23 protein-coding genes are annotated in these 23,956 nt (G+C 61.1%); 8 read left to right on the top strand and 15 right to left on the bottom strand.

The window, feature by feature from the left end:
* Positions 1 to 54 precede the first annotated feature (54 nt).
* From NQL71_RS11710 to NQL71_RS11665, 10 genes are all read right to left on the bottom strand, one after another.
* The gene (locus NQL71_RS11710; RefSeq protein WP_046819835.1) at positions 55 to 1,242 is read right to left on the bottom strand and encodes an ATP phosphoribosyltransferase regulatory subunit; all 1,188 of its coding nucleotides are present in this window, start codon (positions 1,240 to 1,242) and stop codon (positions 55 to 57) included.
* A gap of 311 nt (positions 1,243 to 1,553) precedes the next feature.
* Positions 1,554 to 2,423, bottom strand: coding sequence for a protease modulator HflC (hflC, locus tag NQL71_RS11705; protein ID WP_077185399.1), 870 nt, complete (start codon positions 2,421 to 2,423; stop codon positions 1,554 to 1,556).
* A complete protein-coding gene (gene hflK, locus NQL71_RS11700) occupies positions 2,423 to 3,595 on the bottom strand; it encodes an FtsH protease activity modulator HflK (protein WP_046819837.1) in 1,173 nt (390 codons plus the stop codon). The genes hflC and hflK overlap by 1 nt, the downstream gene beginning before the upstream one ends.
* A 96-nt stretch (positions 3,596 to 3,691) precedes the next feature.
* On the bottom strand, positions 3,692 to 4,993 hold the full coding sequence (gene hflX / locus NQL71_RS11695; protein ID WP_046819838.1) for a ribosome rescue GTPase HflX: 1,302 nt from the start codon (positions 4,991 to 4,993) through the stop codon (positions 3,692 to 3,694).
* A gap of 12 nt (positions 4,994 to 5,005) precedes the next feature.
* Positions 5,006 to 5,266 carry an RNA chaperone Hfq gene (hfq, locus tag NQL71_RS11690; protein ID WP_007902656.1) on the bottom strand — a complete coding sequence of 87 codons (261 nt, stop codon included), beginning with the start codon at positions 5,264 to 5,266 and terminating at the stop codon, positions 5,006 to 5,008.
* A 94-nt stretch (positions 5,267 to 5,360) separates the two neighbouring features.
* Entirely contained in the window at positions 5,361 to 6,332 is a 972-nt protein-coding gene (gene miaA / locus NQL71_RS11685; protein WP_046819839.1) for a tRNA (adenosine(37)-N6)-dimethylallyltransferase MiaA, read from the bottom strand.
* Positions 6,332 to 8,242, bottom strand: coding sequence for a DNA mismatch repair endonuclease MutL (gene mutL / locus NQL71_RS11680; RefSeq protein ID WP_077185400.1), 1,911 nt, complete (start codon positions 8,240 to 8,242; stop codon positions 6,332 to 6,334). Before mutL ends, miaA begins: the two co-directional genes overlap by 1 nt.
* Positions 8,239 to 9,669: an N-acetylmuramoyl-L-alanine amidase gene (locus NQL71_RS11675; RefSeq protein WP_046819841.1), complete on the bottom strand. Its 1,431-nt coding sequence runs from the start codon at positions 9,667 to 9,669 to the stop codon at positions 8,239 to 8,241. Before NQL71_RS11675 ends, mutL begins: the two co-directional genes overlap by 4 nt.
* On the bottom strand, positions 9,670 to 10,140 hold the full coding sequence (tsaE, locus tag NQL71_RS11670; protein WP_046819842.1) for a tRNA (adenosine(37)-N6)-threonylcarbamoyltransferase complex ATPase subunit type 1 TsaE: 471 nt from the start codon (positions 10,138 to 10,140) through the stop codon (positions 9,670 to 9,672). It lies immediately after the preceding gene.
* The gene (locus NQL71_RS11665; RefSeq protein ID WP_274642673.1) at positions 10,128 to 11,627 is read right to left on the bottom strand and encodes an NAD(P)H-hydrate dehydratase; all 1,500 of its coding nucleotides are present in this window, start codon (positions 11,625 to 11,627) and stop codon (positions 10,128 to 10,130) included. Before NQL71_RS11665 ends, tsaE begins: the two co-directional genes overlap by 13 nt.
* Before the next feature lie 63 nt (positions 11,628 to 11,690).
* Here NQL71_RS11665 and queG point away from each other — a divergent pair, with 63 nt between their 5' ends.
* Positions 11,691 to 12,770 (top strand): tRNA epoxyqueuosine(34) reductase QueG, encoded by a 1,080-nt coding sequence (gene queG / locus NQL71_RS11660; protein WP_077185402.1) that lies wholly within the window; start codon positions 11,691 to 11,693, stop codon positions 12,768 to 12,770.
* On the opposite strand, the gene NQL71_RS11655 is transcribed toward queG, so the two are convergent.
* Together NQL71_RS11655 and orn are read right to left on the bottom strand one after the other, a co-directional pair.
* Positions 12,752 to 13,363, bottom strand: coding sequence for a trimeric intracellular cation channel family protein (locus NQL71_RS11655; RefSeq protein ID WP_046819845.1), 612 nt, complete (start codon positions 13,361 to 13,363; stop codon positions 12,752 to 12,754). The two genes, queG and NQL71_RS11655, sit on opposite strands and share 19 nt — an antisense overlap.
* A 119-nt stretch (positions 13,364 to 13,482) precedes the next feature.
* Complete coding sequence (orn, locus tag NQL71_RS11650; RefSeq protein ID WP_046819846.1) at positions 13,483 to 14,025, bottom strand: oligoribonuclease; 543 nt, start codon at positions 14,023 to 14,025, stop codon at positions 13,483 to 13,485.
* 107 nt (positions 14,026 to 14,132) lie between these two features.
* On the opposite strand from orn, the gene rsgA reads away from it, so the two are divergent.
* The 4 genes from rsgA to NQL71_RS11630 all read left to right on the top strand — a co-directional run bounded on the left by rsgA (position 14,133) and on the right by NQL71_RS11630 (position 17,226).
* Positions 14,133 to 15,164 (top strand): small ribosomal subunit biogenesis GTPase RsgA, encoded by a 1,032-nt coding sequence (rsgA, locus tag NQL71_RS11645; protein WP_008064125.1) that lies wholly within the window; start codon positions 14,133 to 14,135, stop codon positions 15,162 to 15,164.
* Between the two features lie 201 nt (positions 15,165 to 15,365).
* On the top strand, positions 15,366 to 15,773 hold the full coding sequence (locus tag NQL71_RS11640; protein WP_046819847.1) for a TIR domain-containing protein: 408 nt from the start codon (positions 15,366 to 15,368) through the stop codon (positions 15,771 to 15,773).
* A gap of 2 nt (positions 15,774 to 15,775) precedes the next feature.
* Positions 15,776 to 16,735: a caspase family protein gene (locus NQL71_RS11635; protein WP_046819848.1), complete on the top strand. Its 960-nt coding sequence runs from the start codon at positions 15,776 to 15,778 to the stop codon at positions 16,733 to 16,735.
* Complete coding sequence (locus NQL71_RS11630) at positions 16,735 to 17,226, top strand: toll/interleukin-1 receptor domain-containing protein (RefSeq protein ID WP_046819849.1); 492 nt, start codon at positions 16,735 to 16,737, stop codon at positions 17,224 to 17,226. The genes NQL71_RS11635 and NQL71_RS11630 overlap by 1 nt, the downstream gene beginning before the upstream one ends.
* A 49-nt stretch (positions 17,227 to 17,275) precedes the next feature.
* On the opposite strand, the gene motB is transcribed toward NQL71_RS11630, so the two are convergent.
* Positions 17,276 to 18,304, bottom strand: coding sequence for a flagellar motor protein MotB (gene motB, locus NQL71_RS11625; protein ID WP_274642672.1), 1,029 nt, complete (start codon positions 18,302 to 18,304; stop codon positions 17,276 to 17,278).
* A 3-nt stretch (positions 18,305 to 18,307) separates the two neighbouring features.
* Positions 18,308 to 19,159 (bottom strand): flagellar motor stator protein MotA, encoded by an 852-nt coding sequence (gene motA, locus NQL71_RS11620; RefSeq protein ID WP_008063575.1) that lies wholly within the window; start codon positions 19,157 to 19,159, stop codon positions 18,308 to 18,310.
* Positions 19,160 to 19,325: 166 nt separating this feature from the next.
* Here motA and NQL71_RS11615 point away from each other — a divergent pair, with 166 nt between their 5' ends.
* From NQL71_RS11615 to asd, 3 genes are read left to right on the top strand one after another with little or no spacing between them, the layout of a single operon-like run.
* A complete protein-coding gene (locus NQL71_RS11615; protein WP_274642671.1) occupies positions 19,326 to 20,864 on the top strand; it encodes an HDOD domain-containing protein in 1,539 nt (512 codons plus the stop codon).
* A gap of 43 nt (positions 20,865 to 20,907) precedes the next feature.
* Positions 20,908 to 21,723, top strand: a complete 816-nt coding sequence (locus tag NQL71_RS11610; RefSeq protein ID WP_046819852.1) for a rhodanese-like domain-containing protein — start codon at positions 20,908 to 20,910, stop codon at positions 21,721 to 21,723.
* An 18-nt stretch (positions 21,724 to 21,741) separates the two neighbouring features.
* On the top strand, positions 21,742 to 22,602 hold the full coding sequence (asd, locus tag NQL71_RS11605; protein WP_046819853.1) for an archaetidylserine decarboxylase: 861 nt from the start codon (positions 21,742 to 21,744) through the stop codon (positions 22,600 to 22,602).
* A gap of 122 nt (positions 22,603 to 22,724) precedes the next feature.
* On the opposite strand, the gene serB is transcribed toward asd, so the two are convergent.
* Positions 22,725 to 23,939 (bottom strand): phosphoserine phosphatase SerB, encoded by a 1,215-nt coding sequence (gene serB / locus NQL71_RS11600; RefSeq protein WP_046819854.1) that lies wholly within the window; start codon positions 23,937 to 23,939, stop codon positions 22,725 to 22,727.
* Positions 23,940 to 23,956: the final 17 nt, after the last annotated feature.

Here is a 23,956-nt window from a genome sequence, read left to right as displayed (position 1 = left end):
AACACTTGTCCTCATTCGCGCAAACTTGGTGCCGGCGGCAGCCGGCGGGAAAACTCAAGAAGCCAGTGGCGATACTTGCCAAAGCCCGTTCTGCTGGATCAATTGCCGGTCGCAGTCCGCTTCACGGGCGGCGGCCAATGGCTGCCCAGGCAAAGCCTGGACGACACGCTGACCCTCACTGCGCAACTGGCAAACCGTCTGCCAGAGTGCCGCATCCGTACTGTCAGGCATCCAGATACCGCCAGACGGTAGCTCGATCTGAGCACGCCCCAGGGTCACCAGGGTTTTCAAATCGGTGGAGAAGCCGGTGGCCGGACGGGCACGACCGAAGTCGGCACCGATGTCGTCGTAGCGACCGCCCTGGGCGATGGACTGGCCAACACCCGGCACGAACACGGCGAACACCACACCGGTGTGATAGTGGTAACCACGCAGCTCGCCCAGGTCGAAGTACAGCGGCAACTCCGGGAAACGCACGGACAGACGCTCGGCAATCGCCAGCAGGTCATCCAGCGCCGCCAGTACCGGGGCCGGAGCCTTGGCCAGACGCTCACGCGCAGCCGCCAGCACTTCACGGCCGCCGCACAGGTCGACCAACGCGCGCAGCATGCCCGACAAGTCAGCCGGCAAGCCTTCGGTCAAGGTAATGACCTCGTCGATGGCCTTACGTTGCAACGCGTCGAACAACTGTTGTTCAACTTCCCCGGACAAACCGGCGGCACGAGCCAGGCCGCGGTAGATACCGACATGCCCCAGGTCCATGTGCACATCCGGCACATCGGCCAGTTGCAGCATGGCGAGCATCAGGCTGATGACTTCCACGTCGCTGCCGGGACTGGCATCGCCATACAACTCGGCGCCCAGCTGGATCGGGCTGCGCGAGGACGACAAGGCACGCGGCTGGGCATGCAGCACGCTACCGGCATAACACAGGCGGCTCGGACCTTCGCGACGCAAGGTATGCGCATCGATGCGCGCTACTTGCGGCGTGATGTCGGCACGGAAACCCATCTGCCGGCCCGATTGCGGGTCGATGACCTTGAAGGTCCGCAGGTCCAGGTCCTGGCCCGCGCCGGTCAGCAGGGATTCCAGGTACTCGATATGGGGAGTCACGACAAACTCGTAACCCCAGCTCTGGAACAGATCCAACACCTGGCGACGCGCGACTTCAATGCGCGCCGCTTCAGGTGGCAGTACTTCTTCGATGCCATCTGGCAGAAGCCAGCGGTCTACCGTTGCCATTACGCCTTCCCCTGTATCCGGGCGGTCAGCCTTTGGCCGAGCCTTGAGTGAAGCAGAAAATGATCAGCCCATGTGCATAAATCAGGCGCAGGAGCAACGAAGCGAAACGCCTGTTACCGGCTTCGCCAATCACTTTCCTCGAAAAACCTGTCGAGCATTCAGCTCGGGCACCTGCACAAAACAGCAATCAAACGTGCAGACGCAAAAAAGCCGGGAATTTCCCGGCTGCCGCATCATACACTCGTTTTCCCAAAGGATCACCCCGCCAGAGGTATTAGCCGCCCGGCGGGATGCATCAGGTCAACGTCGTATCAAGGCTTGGCTTTTTCCAGGTAGTGGAAGAAGTCACTGCTTGGGTCCAGGACCAGGACGTCGGATTTGTTCGCGAAGCTTTCACGGTAGGCACGCAGGCTACGGTAGAACGCGTAGAACTCCTGATCCTGACCGTATGCCTTGGAGTAGATCGAAGCGGCCTGTGCGTCACCGTCACCGCGAATCTCTTCAGATTCACGATAGGCTTCGGCCAGCAGCACGCGGCGTTGACGATCGGCGTCGGCACGGATGCCTTCAGCCAGCTCGTTACCCTTGGCGCGGTGCTCGCGAGCTTCACGCTCACGCTCGGTGCTCATACGTTCGAACACGCTGCGGTTCACTTCCTTCGGCAGGTCGATGGTCTTGACCCGAACATCGACAACCTCGATGCCCAGCTCTTTTTCGGCCATCTTGTTCAGCGAAGCGGTGATATCCGCCATCAGCGCATCGCGCTCACCGGACACCACTTCGTGCAAGGTGCGCTTACCGAACTGGTCACGCAGGCCAGACTCGAGACGACGGGACAGACGCTCGTCGGCAATCTGCTTCAGACCGGAAGTCGCGGTGTAGAAGCGCTCGGCATCCTTCACCCGCCACTTGGCGTAGGCATCGACCATCACGGCTTTCTTTTCCAGCGTCAGGAAGCGTTGCGTCGGTGCATCCAGCGTCATCAGGCGTGCGTCAAATTTACGCACCTGGTTAACGTAGGGCACTTTCACATGCAGGCCTGGCTGAACATCGGTCTGGACCACGCGACCGAACTGCAGCAACACCGCGCGCTCGGTCTGAGCCACGATGTAGAAGCAGTTCCAGGCAGCGATCGCCACGACGACGCCGACAATAAGGGCGATCAGCGATTTATTGCTCATCAGCGACTCTCCCTGGTACGTGCTTGCTGTTGCTGCAGATCAGCTGCCGCACGCGCATTCGCTTCATTGCTGGTGGCTGCCGCGCCGGTCACCTGGGTGCTGGTGCCGCGACCACTTTCGACCATCTTGTCCAGAGGCAGGTACAGCAGGTTGCTCTGGCCATTCTTGTTGCCGGTCACGAGAACCTTGCTGGTGTTGCTGAAGACTTCCTGCATGGTGTCCAGGTACAGACGCTGGCGGGTGACTTCAGGTGCCTTGCGATACTCGGCAACCAGCTTGGTGAAACGATCGGCCTCACCCTTGGCGCGCGAGACGGTTTCGTCACGGTAGCCATTGGCATCTTCAAGGATACGCTGGGCCTGGCCACGGGCTTCCGGCACGACGCCGTTGGCATAGGTTTCAGCCTGGTTGCGCGAACGCTGCTCGTCTTCACGGGCACGGATCACGTCATCGAAGGCTTCCTGCACTTCACGCGGTGCAGCTGCGCTCTGTACGTTGACCTGGGTGACGGTGATACCGGTGCGGTAGGTATCCATGAAGCGTTGCAGGCGCTCCTTGATTTCGCTGGCCATCAATTCACGACCTTCGGTCAGCACCTGGTCCATTGCAGTGGAACCCACCACATGACGCAGGGCGCTGTCGGTCGCGTGCTGCAGGCTGATTTCCGGCTGATCGACGCTCAGCACGAAGTCCTGCAGGTTGCTGATCTTGTACTGCACGGTCAGCGGCACTTCGACGATGTTTTCGTCTTCAGTCAGCATTTGACCTTGCTTGGTATACGCCCGCTCACGCGTGACGTTTTCCATGTACTTCTTGTCGATTGGCGGGAAGTAGATATTCAGGCCAGGTCCGACGGTTTCGTAGTACTTGCCGAAGCGCAGCACCACGGCTTGCTCCTGCTCGTCGACGACATAGACCGCGCTGTACAGCCATACGGCCGCCAAAACGACCAGGCCGATGCCGAGCAGACCGCCGAAGCCGCCACTCTTGCCCGAACCACCGCCGTCATCACCACGTTTCTTACCACCACCGAACAACCCGTTCAGGCTTTCCTGCAGCTTTCGGAAGGCCTCGTCGAGATCTGGCGGTCCCTTGCGGTCGCCGTTATTGCGACGCTTGCCACCCCAAGGATCCTGATTATTCGAGTTGCCACCCGGCTCATTCCAAGCCATAGCGCTCTCCATCTGATAAAGCAAAGACGCACCCACGGCGCGCCGACCAATGCTACAGAATGCCTGTCACCACGGCACAACCGCTTTCTCAGGCTTTTATTGCAAAGTGTGTTGCTCGATGAATTCCATCGGCTGCAATCCTTCGCGGCTTACCAGTCGATTCAACTCGACCCGGGGCAAACGAACGGCCAGCAAACTGATGCCTTCTTCGTCGTGTTCTTCTTTTTGCACCGCACCGAGTTCGAAAAACTGCGCACGCAGTCGGGCGAATCGTTGCGGCAAGCGCAGGGTACCGATAAACAAATCACTGCCAAGTAATTCGGCAATGGCTTGCTCAAGCAATTCCAGACCAGTGCCATCACGCGCCGACAGCCAGACCCGCTGGGGCTTGCCGTTTTCGTCGCGCTGGATTTGTGGCTCAACGCCTTCAAGCAAATCGAGTTTGTTATAGACCTCGAGGATCGGCAAGTCCTGGGCACCAATCTCGCCCAGCACCACCATCACCTGCTCGATCTGCAACATGCGATCCGGTTCCGCCGCATCGATCACGTGCAACAACAGGTCGGAGTTGCTCGACTCTTCGAGGGTAGACCGAAATGCCTCGACCAGCTTGTGGGGCAAGTGGCGAATGAAACCTACCGTGTCCGCCAGGACAATCGGCCCAAGATCGTCCAGATCCAGACGGCGAAGGGTCGGGTCCAGTGTGGCAAACAATTGGTCAGCCGCGTAGACGTCGGATTTCGTCACATTATTGAACAGCGTGGATTTACCGGCGTTGGTATATCCCACCAGCGACACGGTAGGGATATCCGCACGTGAACGGCCACGTCGCGACTGCTCGCGCTGGCTGCGCACTTTCTCCAGCCGGCCCTTGATCTGGCGCAGGCGAACCCGCAGCAAGCGGCGGTCAGTTTCCAGTTGGGTTTCACCAGGGCCACGCATGCCAATACCGCCACCCTGGCGCTCAAGGTGAGTCCACCCGCGAACCAGCCGGGTGCTCATGTGGTCAAGCTGGGCCAGTTCTACCTGGAGCTTGCCTTCATGGGTACGGGCGCGCTGGGCGAAAATATCGAGGATCAGGCCGGTACGGTCGATCACGCGACACTCGAAAACACGTTCGAGGTTACGTTCCTGACTGGGCGTGAGGACGTGATTGAAAATCACCAGATCGGCTTCTTCGGCTTTGACCAGGTCGCGCAGTTCCTCGACCTTGCCGCTGCCAATCAGGAATTTGGCGGTTGGCCGATGACGCGGCACGTTAAAAAACGCAACGGTCTCGGCGCCAGCCGAATTAGCCAGTTCCTGAAACTCCTGCGGGTCTTCGCGCGCCTCAGGGTCCTGTCCATCCAAGTGAACGAGTATGACTCGCTCACCACCACCGTGGCGCTCAAAGAACAAAGGAGACTCCTATCAGGCGTTACCTGGCTCAGCATCACCCGCTTCCGATTCGGTTGCGCTAGGCAGACGAATTGGACGAACCGGCACTACTGTAGAGATAGCGTGTTTGTAGACCATTTGGCTGACGGTGTTTTTCAGCAGGATAACGAACTGGTCGAAAGACTCGATCGTACCTTGCAGTTTGATACCGTTGACCAGGTAGATGGACACCCCAACTTTCTCTTTACGTAAAGTATTCAAGTAAGGGTCTTGTAGCGAATGCCCTTTTGACATGTGCCGCACTCCTTTAAGGATTCAAAATAAAAAAATAGGTAAACAGATGGCTTTGGCCGCCCCACCCCCAAGGATAGACGGCAATTGCAAGGACTCAGCTCAATATGGAGATGGTCCCAAGGTATTTCAAGGCGCGCGGCAGATTGTCGCAATCGAGGCTGTCCAGCCAGTGTAAATCAGCCCAACTGCGAAGCCAGGTGAACTGGCGTTTCGCCAATTGGCGCGTGGCAATGATTCCACGCTCCTGCATCTCGGCTGACGTCAGCTTGCCATCCAGGTAATCCCAGACTTGGCGGTAGCCTACCGCACGTATAGACGGCAACCCGGTATGCAGGTCACTTCTATTACGCAGGGCTACGACCTCGTCGATGAATCCCTGTTCCAACATTAAAGTGAATCTTTGTTTAATTCGCTCGTGCAATACCTGGCGATTCGCCGGAGCAATGGCCAAGTTCGCGACAGTATAGGGCAATTGTTGCCGTCCTGAAGCGGCTGCTTCAGTACTTTGCGCAGATTGTTGCAAGCGCAGCTCAGTCATGCTCTGACCACTGACACGAAAAACTTCCAATGCTCGACTCAGGCGCTGAGGATCGTTCGGATGAATACGTGCCGCGGAAACCGGGTCAATGACCGCCAACTGCTCGTGCAACGCCTGCCACCCAAGGCGGGCGGCCTCTTCTTCGATCTGCGCGCGGATTTCCGGATCGGCGGCCGGCATATCCGCGAGCCCTTCGACTAACGCCTTGTAATAGAGCATCGTTCCGCCCACCAACAGCGGAATTTTACCCCGCGCGGTAATCTCGGCCATGGCTTGCAGGGCATCGCGACGAAAATCCGCTGCCGAATAAGCCTCGGCCGGGTCGAGAATATCGATCAAGCGGTGCGGAAATTCGGCCAACAGCTCTTTCGATGGCTTGGCGGTACCAATGTCCATGCCACGGTAGACCAGTGCCGAATCGACGCTGATCAGCTCGCAGGGCAGGACTTTGGTGAGTTCGATGGCCAGGTCGGTCTTGCCGGCGGCGGTTGGACCCATCAGGAAAATCGCAGGAGGGAGCTGGCTCATCAACGACCGCGCAAGAACAGTTTGTCCAGATCGTCCAGCCCCAGTTGGGTCCAGGTCGGTCGGCCATGGTTGCATTGACCGCTGCGCTCGGTGTTTTCCATGTCGCGCAGCAGACCGTTCATTTCCGGCAGGGCCAGGCGCCGATTGGCGCGGACCGCGCCGTGGCAGGCCATGGTCCCGAGCAGTTCGTTCAGGTGCGCCTGAATCCGGTCGCTGGTGCCATATTCCATCAGGTCGGCCAGTACGTCACCCACCAGTCGATTGGCCTCGGCCTGCTTGAGCAAGGCCGGTATCTGCCGTATGGCCAGGGTTTCCGGGCCGAGGCGCTGCAGTTCGAAGCCCAGGCGCTGGAACCAGGCAGAGTGCTCTTCGGCGCAATCGGCTTCACGCTGACTGACCGCCAGGGTTTCCGGCACCAGCAATGGTTGCCCGCTCAAGCCTTCACTGGCCATGGCGACTTTCAGGCGTTCGTACATGATCCGCTCGTGAGCGGCATGCATGTCCACCAGCACCAGCCCCTGGGCGTTTTCCGAAAGGATGTAGATGCCTTTGAGCTGCGCCAGCGCATAGCCCAGTGGCGGAATGTCATCCTGACCGGCTGGCAGCGCGACCGCGTTGGCCTCGGGCAACGGCGCGAAGAACTCGCGATAGGCGGCCTGCGCTTCTGCAACCGGAACCGCTGACTGCGGGCGCGGGGTGTATTGATACTGATACCCGGCGCCAGAACCCGAACCGGCTGGCGCATTGAACGAAGGCTGGGCCTGAGGCTGCTCCAGCAGCGCGTTGGCGGCCAGGCGCATTTCCCCCTGCGGGCCAAACTCACCGGCTTCAAGGCCGGTAGGCCGCACTACGGCTGTCGCAACTGGTGCCGCCAGATGATCTTCCGGCCGCACATCGCCCAAGGCACGGTGCAAGGTGCCATAGAGGAAATCGTGAACCATGCGCCCTTCACGGAAGCGCACTTCGTGCTTGGTGGGGTGCACGTTGACGTCGACGCCCGTTGGATCGACCTCGAAAAACAGCACGAAGGTCGGATGCCGGCCATTGAACAGCACGTCGCGATAAGCCTGGCGCACGGCGTGCGCCACCAGTTTGTCGCGCACGGCACGGCCATTGACGAAGAAGTACTGCAAATCGGCCTGGCTGCGGTTGAAGGTCGGCAAGCCGACCCAGCCCCAGAGATGCAGGCCGTTGCGTTCTATTTCGATCGGCAGCGCCTGTTCCAGGAAACCTGGGCCGCAGATCGCCGCCACGCGCCGGGCACGGGCCGCATCATCGTGGGCCTCATGCAGGCTGAGGATGGTCTTGCCGTTGTGGCGCAGATGAAAGGCCACGTCGAAGCGCGCCAGGGCCAGGCGCCTGATCACCTCCTGCAGGTGATCGAATTCGGTTTTTTCGGTCTTGAGAAATTTACGCCGCGCCGGGGTATTGAAGAACAGGTCGCGCACTTCAACCGAAGTGCCCACCGGGTGGGCCGCGGGCTGTACCCGGGGCGCCATGTCGCGGCCTTCGGTTTCGACCTGCCAGGCCTGATCGGCATCACGGGTGCGGGAAGTCAGGGTCAGGCGCGCCACCGAACTGATCGATGCCAGGGCCTCGCCACGAAAGCCCAGGCTCATGACCTGTTCAAGATCCTCAAGATTGCGGATCTTGCTGGTGGCATGTCGCGCCAGGGCCAGCGGCAGGTCATCGGCAGAAATGCCGCTGCCATCGTCGCGCACCCGCAGCAACTTGACGCCGCCCTGCTCCACGTCGACGTCGATGCGCCTGGCGCCGGAGTCGAGGCTGTTTTCCAGCAGCTCCTTGATCACCGAGGCCGGGCGCTCGACCACCTCACCCGCAGCAATCTGGTTCGCCAGTCGCGGGCTGAGCAGCTCGATACGAGCGCCGTTGTTCACGACCTGATTCATTCCTTGGCCGCCAGTTCGGTGCCCGGGATGGTCAGGTGCTGACCGATCTTGAGCTCATCGCTCGACAGGTTGTTGGCGCTGCGCAGGGTAGCCGGCGACACCTGATAGCGCACCGCGATCATCGCCAGCGTCTCGCCCGGGTTTACCCGATGATCACGAGGGCCTTGGGCGATTTTTCCGGAATCACGCAGCCAGGCAATGTAAGTGCCCGGTGGCGGGTTCTGCTGGAAGAACTGGCGCACGCCGCTGCTGATGGAGCGAGCCAGCGCCTGCTGATGGCTCGCTGCTGCGAGTTTCGAGGCTTCGTTGGCGTTGGAAATGAACCCGGTTTCGACCAGGATCGACGGGATGTCCGGCGACTTCAGCACCATGAACCCGGCCTGCTCGACCCGCTGCTTGTGCAGGGGCGTGACCCGGCCGATGTTGCTCAGGACTTTCTGGCCGACGTTCAGACTGGAAGTCAGGGATGCGGTCATCGACAGGTCAAGCAACACACCGGCAAGCATGCGGTCCTTGTCGTCGAGGCTGACGTTGCCTGCACCACCGATCAGGTCAGAACGGTTTTCGCTGTCGGCCAGCCAGCGCGCGGTTTCCGAAGTGGCACCGCGATCGGACAGGGCAAACACCGAGGCACCGAAGGCTGCGGCGGAAGGCGCGGCGTCGGCGTGAATCGAGACGAACAGGTCGGCGCCTTTCTTGCGGGCAATTTCCGTACGGCCACGCAACGGAATGAAATAGTCGCCGGTGCGGGTCAGTTCAGCGCGGAAACCCTTCATGCCACTGACCTGGCGCTGCAGTTCGCGGGCGATCGCCAGTACCACGTCTTTCTCGCGCTGACCGCGAGAGCCGGAGGCGCCCGGGTCTTCACCGCCGTGACCGGCATCGATCACCACAATGATGTCGCGCTTGCCAGCCGGTGCTGGCGGCAACTTGATCGCCGGCTCCGAAGGCGTGACCGGCACGGCCGGTACTGTGGCCACCGAAGGAGTCGGCGCTGGCGGCGGCGCGGCATCGGCCGGGTTATCGAACAGATCGACCACCAGGCGATTGCCATATTGGGCGTTGGGCGCCAGGGAGAAGCTTTTCGGCGTCACGGCCTTTTTCAGGTCGATGACCACCCGCAGGTCGGTCGGCGTACGCTGGGCCGAACGCATGGCAGTGATCGGGGTGTTCGCGCTATTGACGTTCAACGGCGCACCAAGGGTCGCGCCATTGATGTCGATGACCAGGCGATCCGGGGACGTCAGCGTAAAGACGCTGTGCTGCACGGGGCCAGTCAGGTCAAACACCAGCCGCGTGTTATCCGGCGCCCGCCACAGGCGAACACTGTTGACCTTCGTCTCGGCCACAGCGTCGACGGTCACCGCCAGAAACAACACCCCTACGGCAGCAACCAACGCGCGAAAGCGCATACCTAACCCCATCATCTATTTGGATTCCAATGCCAAAGCGGCACACCAGGCCTCGCCACGCGAGCCCTGGGATAAAATTTTCAGCGAACGCCCGCTGTCTTGCGGGCTAATGGTAATGGTCAGGTCGGGCTTTGGCAAAAAGCCTGCACCTTTATCGGGCCACTCGATCAGGCACAGGGCATCGTCTTCGAAGTAGTCGCGAATGCCGAGAAACTCCAGCTCCTCCGGATCGACCAGGCGATACAGGTCGAAATGGAAGGCGCGGATGTCGCCGATCTCGTAGGGCTCGACCAGGGTGAAGGTCGGGCTTTTGACCGCACCGACATGCCCAAGGCCACGGATGATACCCCGAGACAACGTGGTTTTTCCCATTCCAAGATTACCTTCAAGGAAGATCAGGCCATGCCCCCCGGTGATACGGGCGATACGTGCGCCAAAGTCGCTCATGGCCTGCTCGTCGGCCAGGTACAGGGTTACTTCAGACACGGTGCTTGCTCCTCCAACAACTGACGAATGGCTGGTATCAGATCACTGGCCGCCAGCCCGCGGCCGAATTTACCCTGGCGCTCACCGGCATTGGCGTGCAGCCAGACCGCCAGGCAAGTCGCGTCGAACGTCGCCATGCCCTGAGCCAGCAATGCACCGACCAGCCCCGCCAGTACGTCGCCCAGACCCGCGGTGGCCATTGCCGGATGGCCCTGATGACACACGGCAAGCCGTCCGTCAGGATTGGCGATCAGGCTACCGGCGCCCTTGAGCACCGCGACGGCGTTATATTTTTTGCTCAGCGCGTGAACCGCCGCCGGCCGATCCGCCTGAACCTCGGCCGTACTGATCCCCAGCAACCGCGCGGCCTCCCCCGGGTGCGGCGTGATCACACTCCTTTGGGGCAAGCTCACACGGCCCTCCGCCAGCAGGTTCAGCGCATCGGCGTCCCAGACTTGCGGCAGGGGTGCGTTGGCGGCCGCCGATAACAGGCTTCGCCCCCAGGCGCCCTTACCCAGCCCAGGGCCGATCACCAATACGGACACCTTTTGAAGCAAATCCATCAACTGATTGGCTGACGCAGTGCCCAACACCATCGCCTCGGGGATCCGTGCCAGCGCCGCGGGTACATGTTCGGGGCGGGTCGCCACCGACACCATGCCCGCCCCGCTGCGCAGCGCACTTTGCGCGCTCAACAGGATCGCCCCGCCCAGCCCGCGATCGCCACCGATCAGCAGGACATGGCCGAAGCGGCCTTTATGGGAAGCAGGGGCTCGCGGGTTCAGAGGCGGCAGATTGCCGGCCATGAGGCGGCGAGCAGTGGCCGGCGCGCCCTCCAGCAGCTGCGGATCGGCGTGCAGGTCGTTGAACACCAGCTCACCCACGACATCCGCCGCATCACCGGTGAACAAGCCCAGTTTCAGCCCGATAAAGGTCACCGTCAGATCGGCGCGCACCGCGCAACCGAGGATGCGCCCGGTATCGGCGCACAGCCCCGAGGGGATATCCACTGCCGCCACGGCAAGGCCGCTGGCGTTGATTGCGGCGATGACACTGGCGTACGGCTCGCGCACCTCACCGGTCAGGCCTGTACCGAGCAAGGCATCGACAACGATGCCACGCAAGTCCGATGGCGCGCTCCACGCTTCGATCACAACGTTTTCTGACATGGCTTCGGCATGGGCCGTAGCCGCATCACCGCGCAGCTGCTGCGGATCGCCGGCCGCCAGCACCCGTACCGTCCACCCGCCACGCTTGGCCAACACGGCAACCAGGTAACCGTCGCCAGCGTTATTACCGTGACCGGTGACCACGGTCAGCTCGCTGCCCGCCGGCCATTGCCGGACCAGTGCCCGCCAGGTGGCCCGTGCGGCGCGCTGCATCAGTTCGAAGCCCGGGGTGCCGGCCGCGATCAGGCTCGCATCGAGTCCTCGGACCTGTGCGGCGCTGTACAGCGCGTCGGGTAAATCATCTTTAGCGTGCGGCATGCGTCTATAGGCTCCGATGTCTGGCAGAATTATACGCACCTCAGCTCCGGTTTCTCTCGCCTCATGCCCGCAATTACCACAGATCTGCCCGCCCTCGCCCAATCCATCAAGGACTGGGGCCGCGAGCTGGGTTTCCAGCAAGTCGGCATCAGCGGCCTCGATCTGGCCGAGCATGAGCAGCACCTGGAGCGCTGGCTCGCCGCCGGCTACCACGGCGAAATGGAATACATGGGCGCACATGGCAGCAAACGCTCACACCCCGAAGAACTGGTGCCGGGCACTTTGCGCGTGGTGTCGTTGCGCATGGACTACCTGTCGGGCGATACCAGAATGGCGCAACTGCTTGCCCAACCGGAAAAAGCCTACGTCTCGCGTTATGCCTTGGGCCGCGATTACCACAAATTGATCCGTAAACGCGTGCAACACCTGGCGGAAAAAATTCAGGCCGAAATTGGCCCGTTCGGCTATCGCGCGTTCGTCGACAGCGCTCCCGTCCTGGAAAAAGCCATTGCAGAGCAAGCGGGCCTGGGCTGGATCGGTAAAAACACCCTGGTCTTGAATCGCAAGGCCGGCAGTTATTTCTTTCTCGCCGAACTGTTCGTCGACCTGCCGCTGCCAGTGGACCCGCCCCATGCCAGCGAACACTGCGGCCGCTGCACTGCCTGTCTCGACATCTGCCCGACCAATGCCTTCGTTGGCCCCTATGTACTGGACGCCCGGCGCTGTATTTCCTACCTGACCATCGAACTCAAGGGCGCCATCCCTGAAGATCTGCGCCCGCTGATCGGCAATCGGGTGTTCGGCTGCGACGACTGCCAGATCGTCTGCCCGTGGAACCGCTTCGCCCGCCCATCCGGCGAAAGCGACTTCAAGCCACGGCACAACCTGGACAACGCCGGACTGGCCGAGCTGTTCATGTGGGACGAGGACAAGTTCTTGAGCAGCACCGAAGGCTCGCCGCTCCGCCGGACCGGGTACGAAAACTGGCTGCGCAACCTGGCCGTCGGCCTCGGCAATGCGCCTTCAACCATTCCAGTGCTGGAGGCATTGAAGGCGCGACGGGAACACCCGTCCGAATTGGTCCGCGAGCACGTCGAGTGGGCGTTGCAGCAGCACGCCGAACGTCAGGCTTCGTCGTTGTAGACGAACTTGGGCATTTCCCAATGGAAGCGGATCGCCAACAGCCGCAGCAGGAAGCCGCCGAACAGGGTGATCAAGATCGCCTGCTCTCCCGGCAAGTTCAGGTAAAGGCAAAACATGTAGCACCACGCCGCCGCGAACGAGACGCTGGCGTACAACTCGCGCCGAAAGATCAGCGGAATATCGTTGCAGAAGATATCGCGCAGGATTCCACCGAAAACGCCAGTGATCACGCCGCTGACCGACGCGACCAACATGCCATGTCCCATTTCCAGAGCGGTCATGCAGCCAATCAGCGTGAACGCCACCAGGCCGACGGCGTCCAGCACCAGAAACAATGACCGCAAATGGCGCATCCAGCGCGCAGTGAACACCGTGAACATCGCTGCAATGCTGGTCAGCACCAGGTATTCCGGGTGTTTGACCCAGGTGAGCGGGTAGTGGCCGAGTAGCACGTCGCGCACCGAACCGCCGCCCAGCGCCGTAACGCACGCGATCAGCACCACGCCGAACCAGTCCATGCCGCGACGCCCCGCAGACAGGGCGCCGGTCATGGCCTCGGCGGTGATGGCGATCAGGTAGAGCATCAACAGCATGGTGGCGATCCTTGCAAAAAGGCGCGCAGTCTACGCACTTCGCCCAGGCACCAAAAGAGGGCGCCGCCATCTGTAGGAGCTGGCTTGCCAGCGAAGGGGCCGGAACAGACGCTACCCTGTCAGGCCTTGATGAAGTGCTGGCGGTAATGCTGCAGCTCGGCGATCGACTCGCGGATGTCGTCCAGTGCCAGGTGAGTGCTGCCCTTCTTGAAACTGTCGCGTACGTCCGGTGCCCACCGAGCGGCCAGTTCCTTGAGGGTCGAAACGTCGAGGTTGCGGTAGTGGAAATAGCTTTCCAGGGATTTCATGTGCGTATAAAGGAAGCGACGATCCTGGCAGATGCTGTTGCCGCAGATCGGCGATTTGCCCTTTGGCACCCACTTCTCCAGGAAGGCGATGGTTTGGGCTTCGGCTTCAGCCATGCTGATGCGACTGTCGCGCACGCGCTGGGTCAGGCCCGAACCGCCGTGTTGACGGGTGTTCCACTCGTCCATGCCGGCAAGGATCTCGTCGCTATGGTGAATGGCGATCACCGGACCTTCGGCCAGGGTGTTCAGGTCGCTATCGGTGACAATGGTGGCCATTTCGATGATGACATCGGTATCCGGGTTCAGACCGGTCATTTCCAGGTCGATCCAGATCAGGTTCTGCGAGTTTTGCATGTGTCGGCTCCTAGGCAATGCTGCGCAGTTTAGCCTAGGCCGGTGGCTGGGCGTGCTAAACTCGCGGCCGTTTTACCTAATCGCTGCATTCTTGATACGGAACACCCATGGCCAAACGCCAACTCAATCGTCGTCAAAACTGGCGCATCGAAAAGATTCAGGGCGAACGCGCTGCCCGCGCCGCCAAACGCGAGTCCTCGGCTGTCGAGGCACTTGAGGGTGGCGACCTGGGCCCGGAACAGCACGGCCTGGTGATCGCCCACTTCGGGGTGCAGGTCGAAGTCGAGGCCCGCGACGGCGAACTGGCCGGCCAGGTGTTCCGTTGCCACCTGCGCGCCAACCTGCCCGCGCTGGTGACCGGCGACCAGGTGGTCTGGCGTGCCGGCAACCAGGGCATTGGCGTGATCGTGGCGCAACTGCCACGCAACACCGAACTCTGCCGCCCGGACAGCCGTGGCCAGCTCAAGCCTGTAGCGGCGAACGTCGACATGATTGTCATCGTGTTTGCGCCGCTGCCTGAGCCCCATGCCAACCTGATCGACCGCTACCTCGTGGCCGCCGAACACGCGGGCATCAAGCCGCTGCTGTTGCTGAACAAGTTCGACCTGATTGACGAACACAACGCCCCGGCGCTGAATGCCTTGCTGGCGGTCTACCGTACCCTGGGTTACCCGGTGCTGGAAGTGTCGGCCCACCACGGCAACGGCATGGAACAACTTCAGAAGCAACTGGACGGGCGCATCAGCGTGTTCGTCGGCCAGTCCGGCGTCGGCAAGTCGTCGTTGGTCAACAGCTTGCTGCCAGAGGTCGAAACCCGTGTCGGCCCGCTGTCCGAGCTGTCCGGCCAGGGCACCCATACCACCACCACCGCGCGCCTGTTCCACTTCCCCGGCGGCGGTGAGTTGATCGACTCCCCGGGTATCCGCGAATTCGGCCTGGGCCACGTCAGCCGTGCCGACGTCGAAGCCGGTTTCATCGAGTTCAACGACTTGCTCGGCACTTGCCGCTTCCGCGACTGCAAGCACGACCGCGAACCGGGCTGCGCCCTGCTCAAGGCCCTGGAAGATGGCCGCGTGCAGCAACAACGGATGAACAGCTACCGCTCGATCATCGCCAGCCTGCCGGAAAACGGCTACTAAACAGACGTGCCGGCCGCCCTGACTTCAGCGGGGCGGTCGGCAGCTGGATCTTTCCCCTCGATTTAAACGTCAGACTTTTCTGTAAGGCCTGCGCACGCTCGCTTGTAGGGCATTTCTCTTTTCGCGTCAGTCCCTTGTGGCCGCTCGGCAATCGCCTAGGTTCAAACCCTCTTCGCACTCAAGCGAGACCGAGGGATACCCATGCAGACCTATCATCTATTCATCAGCCACTCGTGGAATTACCCCCACGCCCACGACAATCTCGTGCGCTTGCTCAACGCGCGGCCCGATTTCACGTACAAGAACTTTTCGGTGCCACCCGACAAGCCGATTGTGGGCGCGAAAACCGACAAACAACTTGAGGAGGCCATCGAAGACAAGATCCGCCCGTGCTCGGCGGTGTTGATCATGGCCGGGATGTATTCCACCTACAGCAAGTGGATCAACAAGGAAATCGAGATCGCCAAACGCATGGGCAAGGTCATCATTGCGATCAAGCCGTTCGGCGCCGAACGCATTTCCAAGGTGGTGCGTGACGCGGCGCACAGCGAATGTGCGTGGAACACCAACAGCATCATCAGCGCCATTCGCCAGCACACGGCGGTGTAACCATGCGCAAGGGACTGTTTATCGGCATCAACGACTACACCCACGTTTCGCGCCTGAGCGGCTGCTGCAATGACGCCATGGCCATGGCCTCCGTGCTGAAGACCGACGCCAACGGCGATCCGAACTTCAAGAACATCGTCCTGACCTCCGCCGAGGACTACCTCTGCCGGGAAAAACTCGAAGACCAGATCCGCGAGCTGTTTTCCGGGGACTGCAATGTCGCCCTGCTGTACTTCGCCGGCCACGGCAGCTTCGACACCGACACCGACGAAGGCATGTTGATCCCGCAGGACTACAAGAGCGCCAAGGACGGGATTCGCCTGAGCGACATCCTCAACTGGGCCACCAAGGCCACCAGGATCAAGAACAAAGTGATCATTCTCGATTGCTGCCAGAGCGGCTCGGCCGGCGAACTGCGCGCCTTGCGCAGCGAGTGCGCCGTGATCGGCGAAGGCATGACCATTCTGACCGCCTGCAAAAAAGCTGAGCCGGCGATGGAGGGCGCACAGCACGGTGTGTTCACCGGACTGTTGCTCCAGGCCCTGCACGGCGGCGCGGCGAACATCCTGGGCAAGATCACCCCCGGCAGCCTTTATTCGTTTGTCGACAACGCCCTGGATGCCTGGGAGCAGCGTCCGGTGTTCAAGACCAACGTGTCGCAGTTCATTTCCCTGCGCGAAGTTTCGCCGCTGATCCCCAAGGAAATCCTGCGCAAACTCCCCGAATGGTTTGCCGAAGCGGAGTCGGTGTACCCCCTCGCCCCAAGCTTTGAGCCCACCGAAGCTGAGTTCAACCCGGAACAGGGCGAAGTCTTTGCCCAACTGCAAAAGTGCAACCGCCACAGTCTTATCGAACCGGTGGACGCCGAACACATGTACTACGCCGCCATCCACGCCACCGGCTGCCGCCTCACCGCCCTCGGCGCCTACTACCGCGAACTCGCGATCAAGGGACATTTCTGATGCCTGTATTTATCAGCTACCGCCACATGGATCGTGCCTATGCGATCAATATCAACACGCGCCTGATGCAAGCCAATATCAAGACTTACCTTGATGTACTGGATGCCGAATCCCAGACCACCGATGACATCACCGGGGTGATCACCCGCAACATCAGCGAGTGCACACATCTGCTGGCAGTGGTGTCAGAGAAAACCGCGCTGTCCTGGTGGGTACCGTTCGAAATCGGCGAAGCGACCATCACCAACCGGCGTATCTGCTCGTTCAAGACCGGCCCGACAGCGCTGCCGCTGTATCTGGACAAATGGCCGAAGCTGACCAGCGAGCGGGATATCGAGTTCTTTATCGATGCGTATCGCAACGAGTCGACGCTCAAGCGTTCCATGTCCCTGGAATCCGTGAATGGCAACGAATCGGCACGCAGCGTCAACAGGAGTAACGCCGATCGATTCCACACGGATCTTAAATCCAGAATCATCCGTGGGTTTTAAGGCCGGAAGCACCCACAAAAAAGCCGACATCCGTCGGCTTTTTTGTAGGTCACTGCTTGGGTGGTTCGCCCGGCGTCGGTGCCGGATCATCGAACAGGTTCAGACGCTCGCGCAGTTCGTGGGCCGGCAGCGGTTGTTTGTCCGCTGGCAACGCGTTCGGGTCGACCGGTGCAACCGGTGCGGTGCCCGGCGCGGTCGAACCTTGCGGCGCATCAGGTGCCGGCTCTGCGCCCTGCGCCCCTTCGATCGCACGCTGGGCTTTTTTCGTCAGCACGACAATGTCGATACGACGGTTCACCGGGTTGAACGGATGCTCGCGGTCGAACAGCGCCGACGAGGCGTAACCGACCACACGCGCCACCTGTGCATCCGGATAGCTGCCCGCCACCAGCGCACGCCGTGCGGCGTTGGCACGGTTGGCCGAGAGTTCCCAGTTACCGAAATCACCGCTGCCGGTGTATGGCTTGGCATCGGTGTGGCCGCTGATGCTGATCTTGTTTGGCACGGCCTTGATGGTGTCGGCCATGGCCAGCAGGATGTCTTCGAAATAGGGTTTCAGGCGGGCCGAGCCTGAATCGAACATCGGCCGGTTCTCGGCGTCCACGATCTGGATACGCAAACCGTCCGGGGTGATCTCGAACAGGATCTGGTCTTTGAATTTCTGCAGTTGCGGATTCTCTTCGACCTTGTTCTGCAGTTCTTGCAGCAGCAGTTCCAGGCGTTCTTTCTCAACCATCTCGGCCATGCCTTCAACCTGATCGACATCGACGGTTACCTTGTCCGGCTGCGGCTGGGTCTTTATCTCGGGGTTGAGGGTATTTTCCGGCGCCATGGTTGGCGTGCCGCCCAGGTCGATGATGTATGGCGTGCCACTTTCGGAAAAGCCGATGGGGTCCTTGAAGTAACCGGCGATGGCGATTTTCTGTTCCGGGGTGGCGGTGGACAACAGCCACAACACCAGAAAGAACGCCATCATCGCCGTGGCGAAGTCGGCGAAGGCGATTTTCCAGGCGCCCCCATGATGCCCCCCGGCGATGCGCTTGACGCGCTTGATGATTATCGGCTGATTGTTCTCCATGGCTTAACGACCGCGAACCGCTTGTTCCAGCTCAGCGAAGCTTGGACGGTGCGCCGGGTACAGGACCTTGCGCCCGAACTCCACGGCCAGCGATGGCGGCATGCCCGAGGCGGAAGCAACCAGCGAGGCCTTGATGGCTTCGTAGACATTCAACTCTTCCTTGGCATCGTGGGCCAGGGAGTGCGCCAGCGGGCCGAAGAAACCATAGGCGGCGAGAATACCGAAGAAGGTACCGACCAGTGCCGCACCGACGTGCAGGCCGATGGATTTCTGATCGCCCTCACCCAGCGAGGCCATGGTCACCACGATACCCAGGACCGCCGCGACGATACCGAAACCGGGCATGGCGTCGGCGATACCGTTCACTGCGTGGGACGGGTGCTCCAGGTCTTCCTTGAGGCTGTAGAGCTCCATGTCGAACAGGCCCTCCAGCTCATGGGGCGCCATGTTGCCGGAGGACATGATGCGCAGGTAATCACAGATGAACGCGGTCATGCGCTCATCCTTGAGGACCGTCGGGTACTTGGCGAAGATCGGGCTCGCCGCGGCATCTTCGATGTCCGCTTCGATGGCCATCATGCCTTCGCGGCGGCTCTTGTTGAGAATCTCGTAGATCAGGCCCAGCACTTCCAGGTAGAAGGCATGGCTGAAACGCGACCCGAACATGCTCAGGGACTTCTTGAGCACGTGCATGGTCATATAACCAGGGTTGGCCTGCAGGAACGCACCGAGGGCCGCACCACCGATGATCATGACCTCGAAAGGCTGGATCAGGGCGGCAATCTTGCCATGGGAGAGCACGTATCCGCCGAGCACGCTCGCGAATACGACGATGATGCCGATAATTTTAGCCATAGGTAGGAGAGCACTTACTGAGTCGGGTTCAAGGTCATATTCGGAAGTTAAAAAATCTCTTCTTCTACTTATCGGCAAAACTGCGCCAGACTATAGCCAGTTCAGGCGAAAAGCCAATTTGACCCCCTCCGGGCCCAGGTATTGTTGACGATGATCGCCTCCAGACATGGCTAGACAAACGAACGCCACGACGCCAACACCAACCACGCTCGAAGGCTGGGTCAAGCTTCTCGACGGCGTGCGCCTGCCGGTTCCGCAGGCCAGTCACGACCGTGTCTGCCGGGCACTGCGCGACAGTCGCAGCTCGCTGCGCAATATCGCCGACCTGATGCAAGGCAGTCCGGCCCTGGCCTTGAGCGTAATTCGCGAGGCCAACCGGCACAGCCATGGCGCCATGAGCGAGCCTGCGGAACACCTTGAGGTGGCCATCAACCGCCTCGGCTTGAAGCGCACCGAGGAACTGCTCGCACGCCTGCCTGTCATGCCCGAGGTCGAGATTCCGAAAGCCCTGCGCCAGCTGCAGATGATCAGCCAACACGCCAGCCAACAGGCCAATGGCTTTTTTGCCAGCCGCCTGGCGCGCCTGTGGCAGGACATCCATTGGGGTAGCCTGCTGTTCCTGTCACCGCTGTGGCCGCTGGCCCTGACCCATCCGCACCTGCTCGAAGCCTGGGAGCAGCGGGTGATTCATAAAGGCGAGTCGGCGCGCACCGTCGAACAGCAACTGTTTGGCGCGCGCCTGCTGGAAATCGGCCAGGCCCTGGTGGATCTCTGGCACCTGCCGATCTGGGTGCAACAGGGCTATCGACTGCTGCTCACCGAGCAACGGGAATTGGTGAAAGTCCTGCGCATTGCCCGCGACAGCGAACATCCGCTACGCCAGCAGAATCGTCTGGACGACGACCCGACCCTGCGCCGCTGGCTCAACCAACCGGCCAACACGGTGCTGCTGGCCAATGGCCTGGCACTCTCGGCGCAGCAGGCTTGGGACAGTCCGCACAGTGAGCGCTGGCAGTACCTGACCAGCCTTTACCTGCAAATACCGATGGACGAGGTGCAACAGCAATTGCACCAGCAAGCCGCCAACAGCGCGCGCTATCACGCCATGCCCGACCTCTGGCATCCCGCGGTCGCGTTGATCTGGCCATGGGGCATGAACCCTGTGCCTGCCGGTTTGCAGCCAGCCCCGGCACCCACCGCCGAAGACCTGGCAAAGTGGCGCAAACAATGCGCCGAGTTGCTGGTGGAGCCGAGTCGCTTCACCAACGCCATCCACCTCACCACCTCTGCCCGTGACGCGCTGGTTGCCTGCGGCATGCGTCGGGTGATGATCCTGATGGCCGACCGCACCCACACCACTCTGCGTGTGCACCAGACGGCCGGCCTGCCCGACGAAGTGGCCGGCTTGAATTTTGTCGTCAGTCAAAGCGCGGTACTGCAACGCCTGCTCTCGCAACAGGCCCAGGTACGCCTGACGCCGCTCAACAACGCGCAGTTTTCCGCCTTGTTGCCCAACAACCTGCGCAGCCAGTTCAGCGGTGAACACCTGTTGCTGCGTTCGCTGCTCAACAATGGGCGGGTAATCATGATTATCGTGGCAGACCAGGGTGGTGGGCCATTCTCGGACATCACCGTGCAAGCCTTCGGCAAAACCGCGCAATGCATCGAAAAAGCGCTGCACTGCTTTAGTCAGCGCGGCCAATAAGGCTGCGCTACAATCCTCCCTTTTTGTGCCCTGGAGACCTCACATGTCTGACTTCTCTGGCTTGCCGCTGGTGATCGAGCCGAGCGACTTGCTCCCTCGCCTCGAAGCCCGCCAACTGATCCTGGTGGACCTGACCAGCAACGTCCGCTACACCGAAGGGCATATTCCCGGTGCGCGCTTCGTCGACCCCAAACGCACACAACTCGGCCAGGCACCCGCGCCAGGGCTCATGCCGCCGCAAGCGGCGCTCGAAGCATTGTTCGGTGAGCTGGGGCACAACCCCGATGCCGTTTATGTCGTCTACGACGACGAAGGTGGTGGCTGGGCCGGGCGCTTTATCTGGCTTCTGGATGTCATTGGCCACAACAAGTACCACTATCTCGATGGCGGCCTGACGGCCTGGCTGGCAGAAGGCATGCCCATGTCAATCCAGGTTCCCCCTCCCGCAGGTGGCCCGGTTGCGCTGACCCTGCACGACGAACCCACAGCCACGCGCGAGTACCTGCAAAGCCGCCTCGGCGCTGCTGACCTGGCTATCTGGGATGCGCGCGGGCCGCTGGAGTATTCCGGGGAGAAAGTGCTGGCGGCCAAGGGCGGCCACATCCCAGGCGCAGTCAATTTCGAGTGGACCGCGGGCATGGATCAGGCGCGCCACCTGCGCATCCGCACCGACATGCCGAAAATCCTGGAACAACTCGGCATCACCAAAGACAAAGAAGTCATTACCCACTGCCAGACGCACCATCGATCTGGCTTCACCTATCTGGTGGCCAAGGCTCTCGGTTATCCGCGGGTCAAGGGCTACGCTGGCTCCTGGGGCGAATGGGGTAACCATCCCGACACGCCCGTAGAGATTTAAGGTTTTTAAGGACAGTTAATGAACAAGCGTCTGTTTATCGTCAGCCAATACCTGCTGCCCCACAATCTGCTCTCGCGACTGGCCGGCTGCATTGCCGAATGCCGTGTGCGCTGGTTCAAGAATGCCTTTACCGCCTGGTTCGCCAAGCGTTACCAGGTGAACATGTCCGAGGCACTGGTTGAAGACCTGACCGCCTACGAGCACTTCAACGCGTTCTTTACCCGCGCACTGAAAGAGGGTGCCCGCCCTCTCGACGAAACCCCGGGGGCCATCCTCAGCCCGGCCGACGGCGCGGTCAGCCAACTTGGCCCGATCGAGCACGGCCGTGTGTTCCAGGCCAAGGGCCACAGCTTCAGCGTGCTGGAACTGCTGGGTGGCGATGCGGCGAATGCCGCGCCGTTCATGGGCGGTGACTTCGCGACCATCTACCTGTCGCCGAAGGACTATCACCGCGTGCACATGCCACTGGCCGGCACCCTGCGCGAGATGGTCTACATCCCGGGTCGCCTGTTCTCGGTCAACCAGACCACCGCTGAAAACGTGCCGGAGCTGTTTGCCCGCAACGAGCGCGTGGCGTGCATTTTCGACACCGAGCGCGGGCCGATGGCCGTGGTGCTGGTGGGCGCGATGATCGTGGCATCGATCGAAACCGTGTGGGCCGGGCTGGTAACGCCGCCAAAGCGCGAACTGAAAACTTTCCGCTACGACGAAGCCGCGCGCGCGCCGATCCACCTGGAAAAAGGTGCGGAGCTGGGTCGCTTCAAACTGGGTTCGACCGCTGTCGTGCTGTTCGGGCCGGACCAAGTGCAGTGGGATGCGGAGCTGCTGGCCGGTTCGCCAGTGCGGATGGGTCAGGGTATGGGCTCACCGAAAGCCTAAAGACCGAGCTGCATTCCTGTGGGAGCGGGCTTGCTCGCGAAAGCGGACTTACAGTCAACATTAACGTTGAATGTGATGACGCCTTCGCGAGCAAGCCCGCTCCCACATTTGTTTCGGGTGTATCAGAGCTGGCCGTCGCGATCGCGGAAGCCCAGCAGATACAGCACGCCATCCAGCCCAAGGGTGGAAATCGCCTGTCTAGCCGACTGCTTGACCAGCGGCTTGGCCCGGAACGCCACGCCCAATCCGGCAATTGCCAGCATCGGCAGGTCATTGGCACCGTCGCCGACCGCAATGGTCTGCTCCAGTCGCAAGCCTTCCTTGTGTGCCAGTTCTTTCAGCAGATCCGCTTTGCGCTGGGCATCGACAATCGGCTCGATCGCCACGCCCGTCACCTTGCCATCAACCACTTCCAGTTCGTTGGCGAACACGTAGTCGATACCCAGCTTGGCCTGCAATTGCTTGGCGAAGTAGGTAAACCCGCCCGACAGGATGGCGGTCTTGTAACCCAGGCGCTTGAGTTCGGCGAACAGGGTTTCAGCACCTTCGGTCAGGCGAAGAGAGGCGCCGATCGAGTCCAGCACGCCAACGTCCAGCCCCTTGAGCAACGCCAGGCGTTCCTTGAAGCTGGCGCGGAAGTCCAGTTCACCGGCCATCGCCCGCTCGGTAATTTCCGACACCTTGTCGCCCACGCCGGCCGCCTTGGCCAACTCGTCGATGACTTCGGCCTCGATCAGGGTCGAGTCCATGTCGAACACCGCCAGGCGGCGGTTGCGACGGAACAGCGAATCTTCCTGGAAGGCGATGTCGACGTTCAGCTCCTGGGCGACGCTGAGGAATTCCGCCCGCAGTGACTGCGGATCAGCCGCTTCGCCGCGCACGGAAAACTCGATGCAACCCTTGCCTTTATCAGCCGGGGTGTCCAGCGGCATGCGCCCGGACAGGCGATCGATATGGTCGATGTTCAGGCCATATTTGGCGGTGATCGAACTCACGGCCTGCAATTGCCCGGCGGTGACCTTGCGTGTCAGCAGGGTCACGATGTGGCGTTTTTTGCCCTGGTTGCCGACCCACTGCTGGTAATCCTCTTCGGATACCGGCGTGAAACGCACCTGTTGATCAAGCTCATAGCCCTTGAACAGGATGTCCTTGAGCACCGACTTGCCTTGTTCGGTATCAGGAATTTCAACCAGGATGCCGAACGACAGGGTGTCGTGGATCACCGCCTGACCGATGTCGAGAATGTTCACACCACCCTGGGCCAGAACGCCGGTAATGGCCGCAGTCAGACCCGGACGGTCGACTCCCGTGATGTTTATCAGGACGATTTCGCGCAAGGCGCACCCCCGCAGGT

It is taken from the genome of Pseudomonas serbica (assembly GCF_028823535.1).
GTDB classification, from domain to species: Bacteria; Pseudomonadota; Gammaproteobacteria; order Pseudomonadales; family Pseudomonadaceae; genus Aquipseudomonas; species Aquipseudomonas serbica.
The sequence above is the reverse complement of the archived record's forward strand: the minus strand, read 5'-3'. Positions and strand labels throughout refer to the sequence as shown.

Coding starts and splice junctions, on each gene's coding strand:
- NQL71_RS11665 (WP_274642673.1), bottom strand. CDS start 11,627: ATGCCGCACGCTAAAGATGATTTACCCGACGCGCTGTACAGCGCCGCA.
- NQL71_RS11630 (WP_046819849.1), top strand. CDS start 16,735: ATGCCTGTATTTATCAGCTACCGCCACATGGATCGTGCCTATGCGATC.
- miaA (WP_046819839.1), bottom strand. CDS start 6,332: ATGAGCCAGCTCCCTCCTGCGATTTTCCTGATGGGTCCAACCGCCGCC.
- NQL71_RS11610 (WP_046819852.1), top strand. CDS start 20,908: ATGTCTGACTTCTCTGGCTTGCCGCTGGTGATCGAGCCGAGCGACTTG.
- NQL71_RS11710 (WP_046819835.1), bottom strand. CDS start 1,242: ATGGCAACGGTAGACCGCTGGCTTCTGCCAGATGGCATCGAAGAAGTA.
- NQL71_RS11655 (WP_046819845.1), bottom strand. CDS start 13,363: ATGCTGTTGATGCTCTACCTGATCGCCATCACCGCCGAGGCCATGACC.
- hflC (WP_077185399.1), bottom strand. CDS start 2,423: ATGAGCAATAAATCGCTGATCGCCCTTATTGTCGGCGTCGTCGTGGCG.
- queG (WP_077185402.1), top strand. CDS start 11,691: ATGCCCGCAATTACCACAGATCTGCCCGCCCTCGCCCAATCCATCAAG.
- NQL71_RS11675 (WP_046819841.1), bottom strand. CDS start 9,669: ATGATGGGGTTAGGTATGCGCTTTCGCGCGTTGGTTGCTGCCGTAGGG.
- NQL71_RS11640 (WP_046819847.1), top strand. CDS start 15,366: ATGCAGACCTATCATCTATTCATCAGCCACTCGTGGAATTACCCCCAC.
- orn (WP_046819846.1), bottom strand. CDS start 14,025: ATGCAAAACTCGCAGAACCTGATCTGGATCGACCTGGAAATGACCGGT.
- mutL (WP_077185400.1), bottom strand. CDS start 8,242: ATGAATCAGGTCGTGAACAACGGCGCTCGTATCGAGCTGCTCAGCCCG.
- rsgA (WP_008064125.1), top strand. CDS start 14,133: ATGGCCAAACGCCAACTCAATCGTCGTCAAAACTGGCGCATCGAAAAG.
- motB (WP_274642672.1), bottom strand. CDS start 18,304: ATGGAGAACAATCAGCCGATAATCATCAAGCGCGTCAAGCGCATCGCC.
- hflK (WP_046819837.1), bottom strand. CDS start 3,595: ATGGCTTGGAATGAGCCGGGTGGCAACTCGAATAATCAGGATCCTTGG.
- NQL71_RS11615 (WP_274642671.1), top strand. CDS start 19,326: ATGGCTAGACAAACGAACGCCACGACGCCAACACCAACCACGCTCGAA.
- NQL71_RS11635 (WP_046819848.1), top strand. CDS start 15,776: ATGCGCAAGGGACTGTTTATCGGCATCAACGACTACACCCACGTTTCG.
- hfq (WP_007902656.1), bottom strand. CDS start 5,266: ATGTCAAAAGGGCATTCGCTACAAGACCCTTACTTGAATACTTTACGT.
- motA (WP_008063575.1), bottom strand. CDS start 19,159: ATGGCTAAAATTATCGGCATCATCGTCGTATTCGCGAGCGTGCTCGGC.
- asd (WP_046819853.1), top strand. CDS start 21,742: ATGAACAAGCGTCTGTTTATCGTCAGCCAATACCTGCTGCCCCACAAT.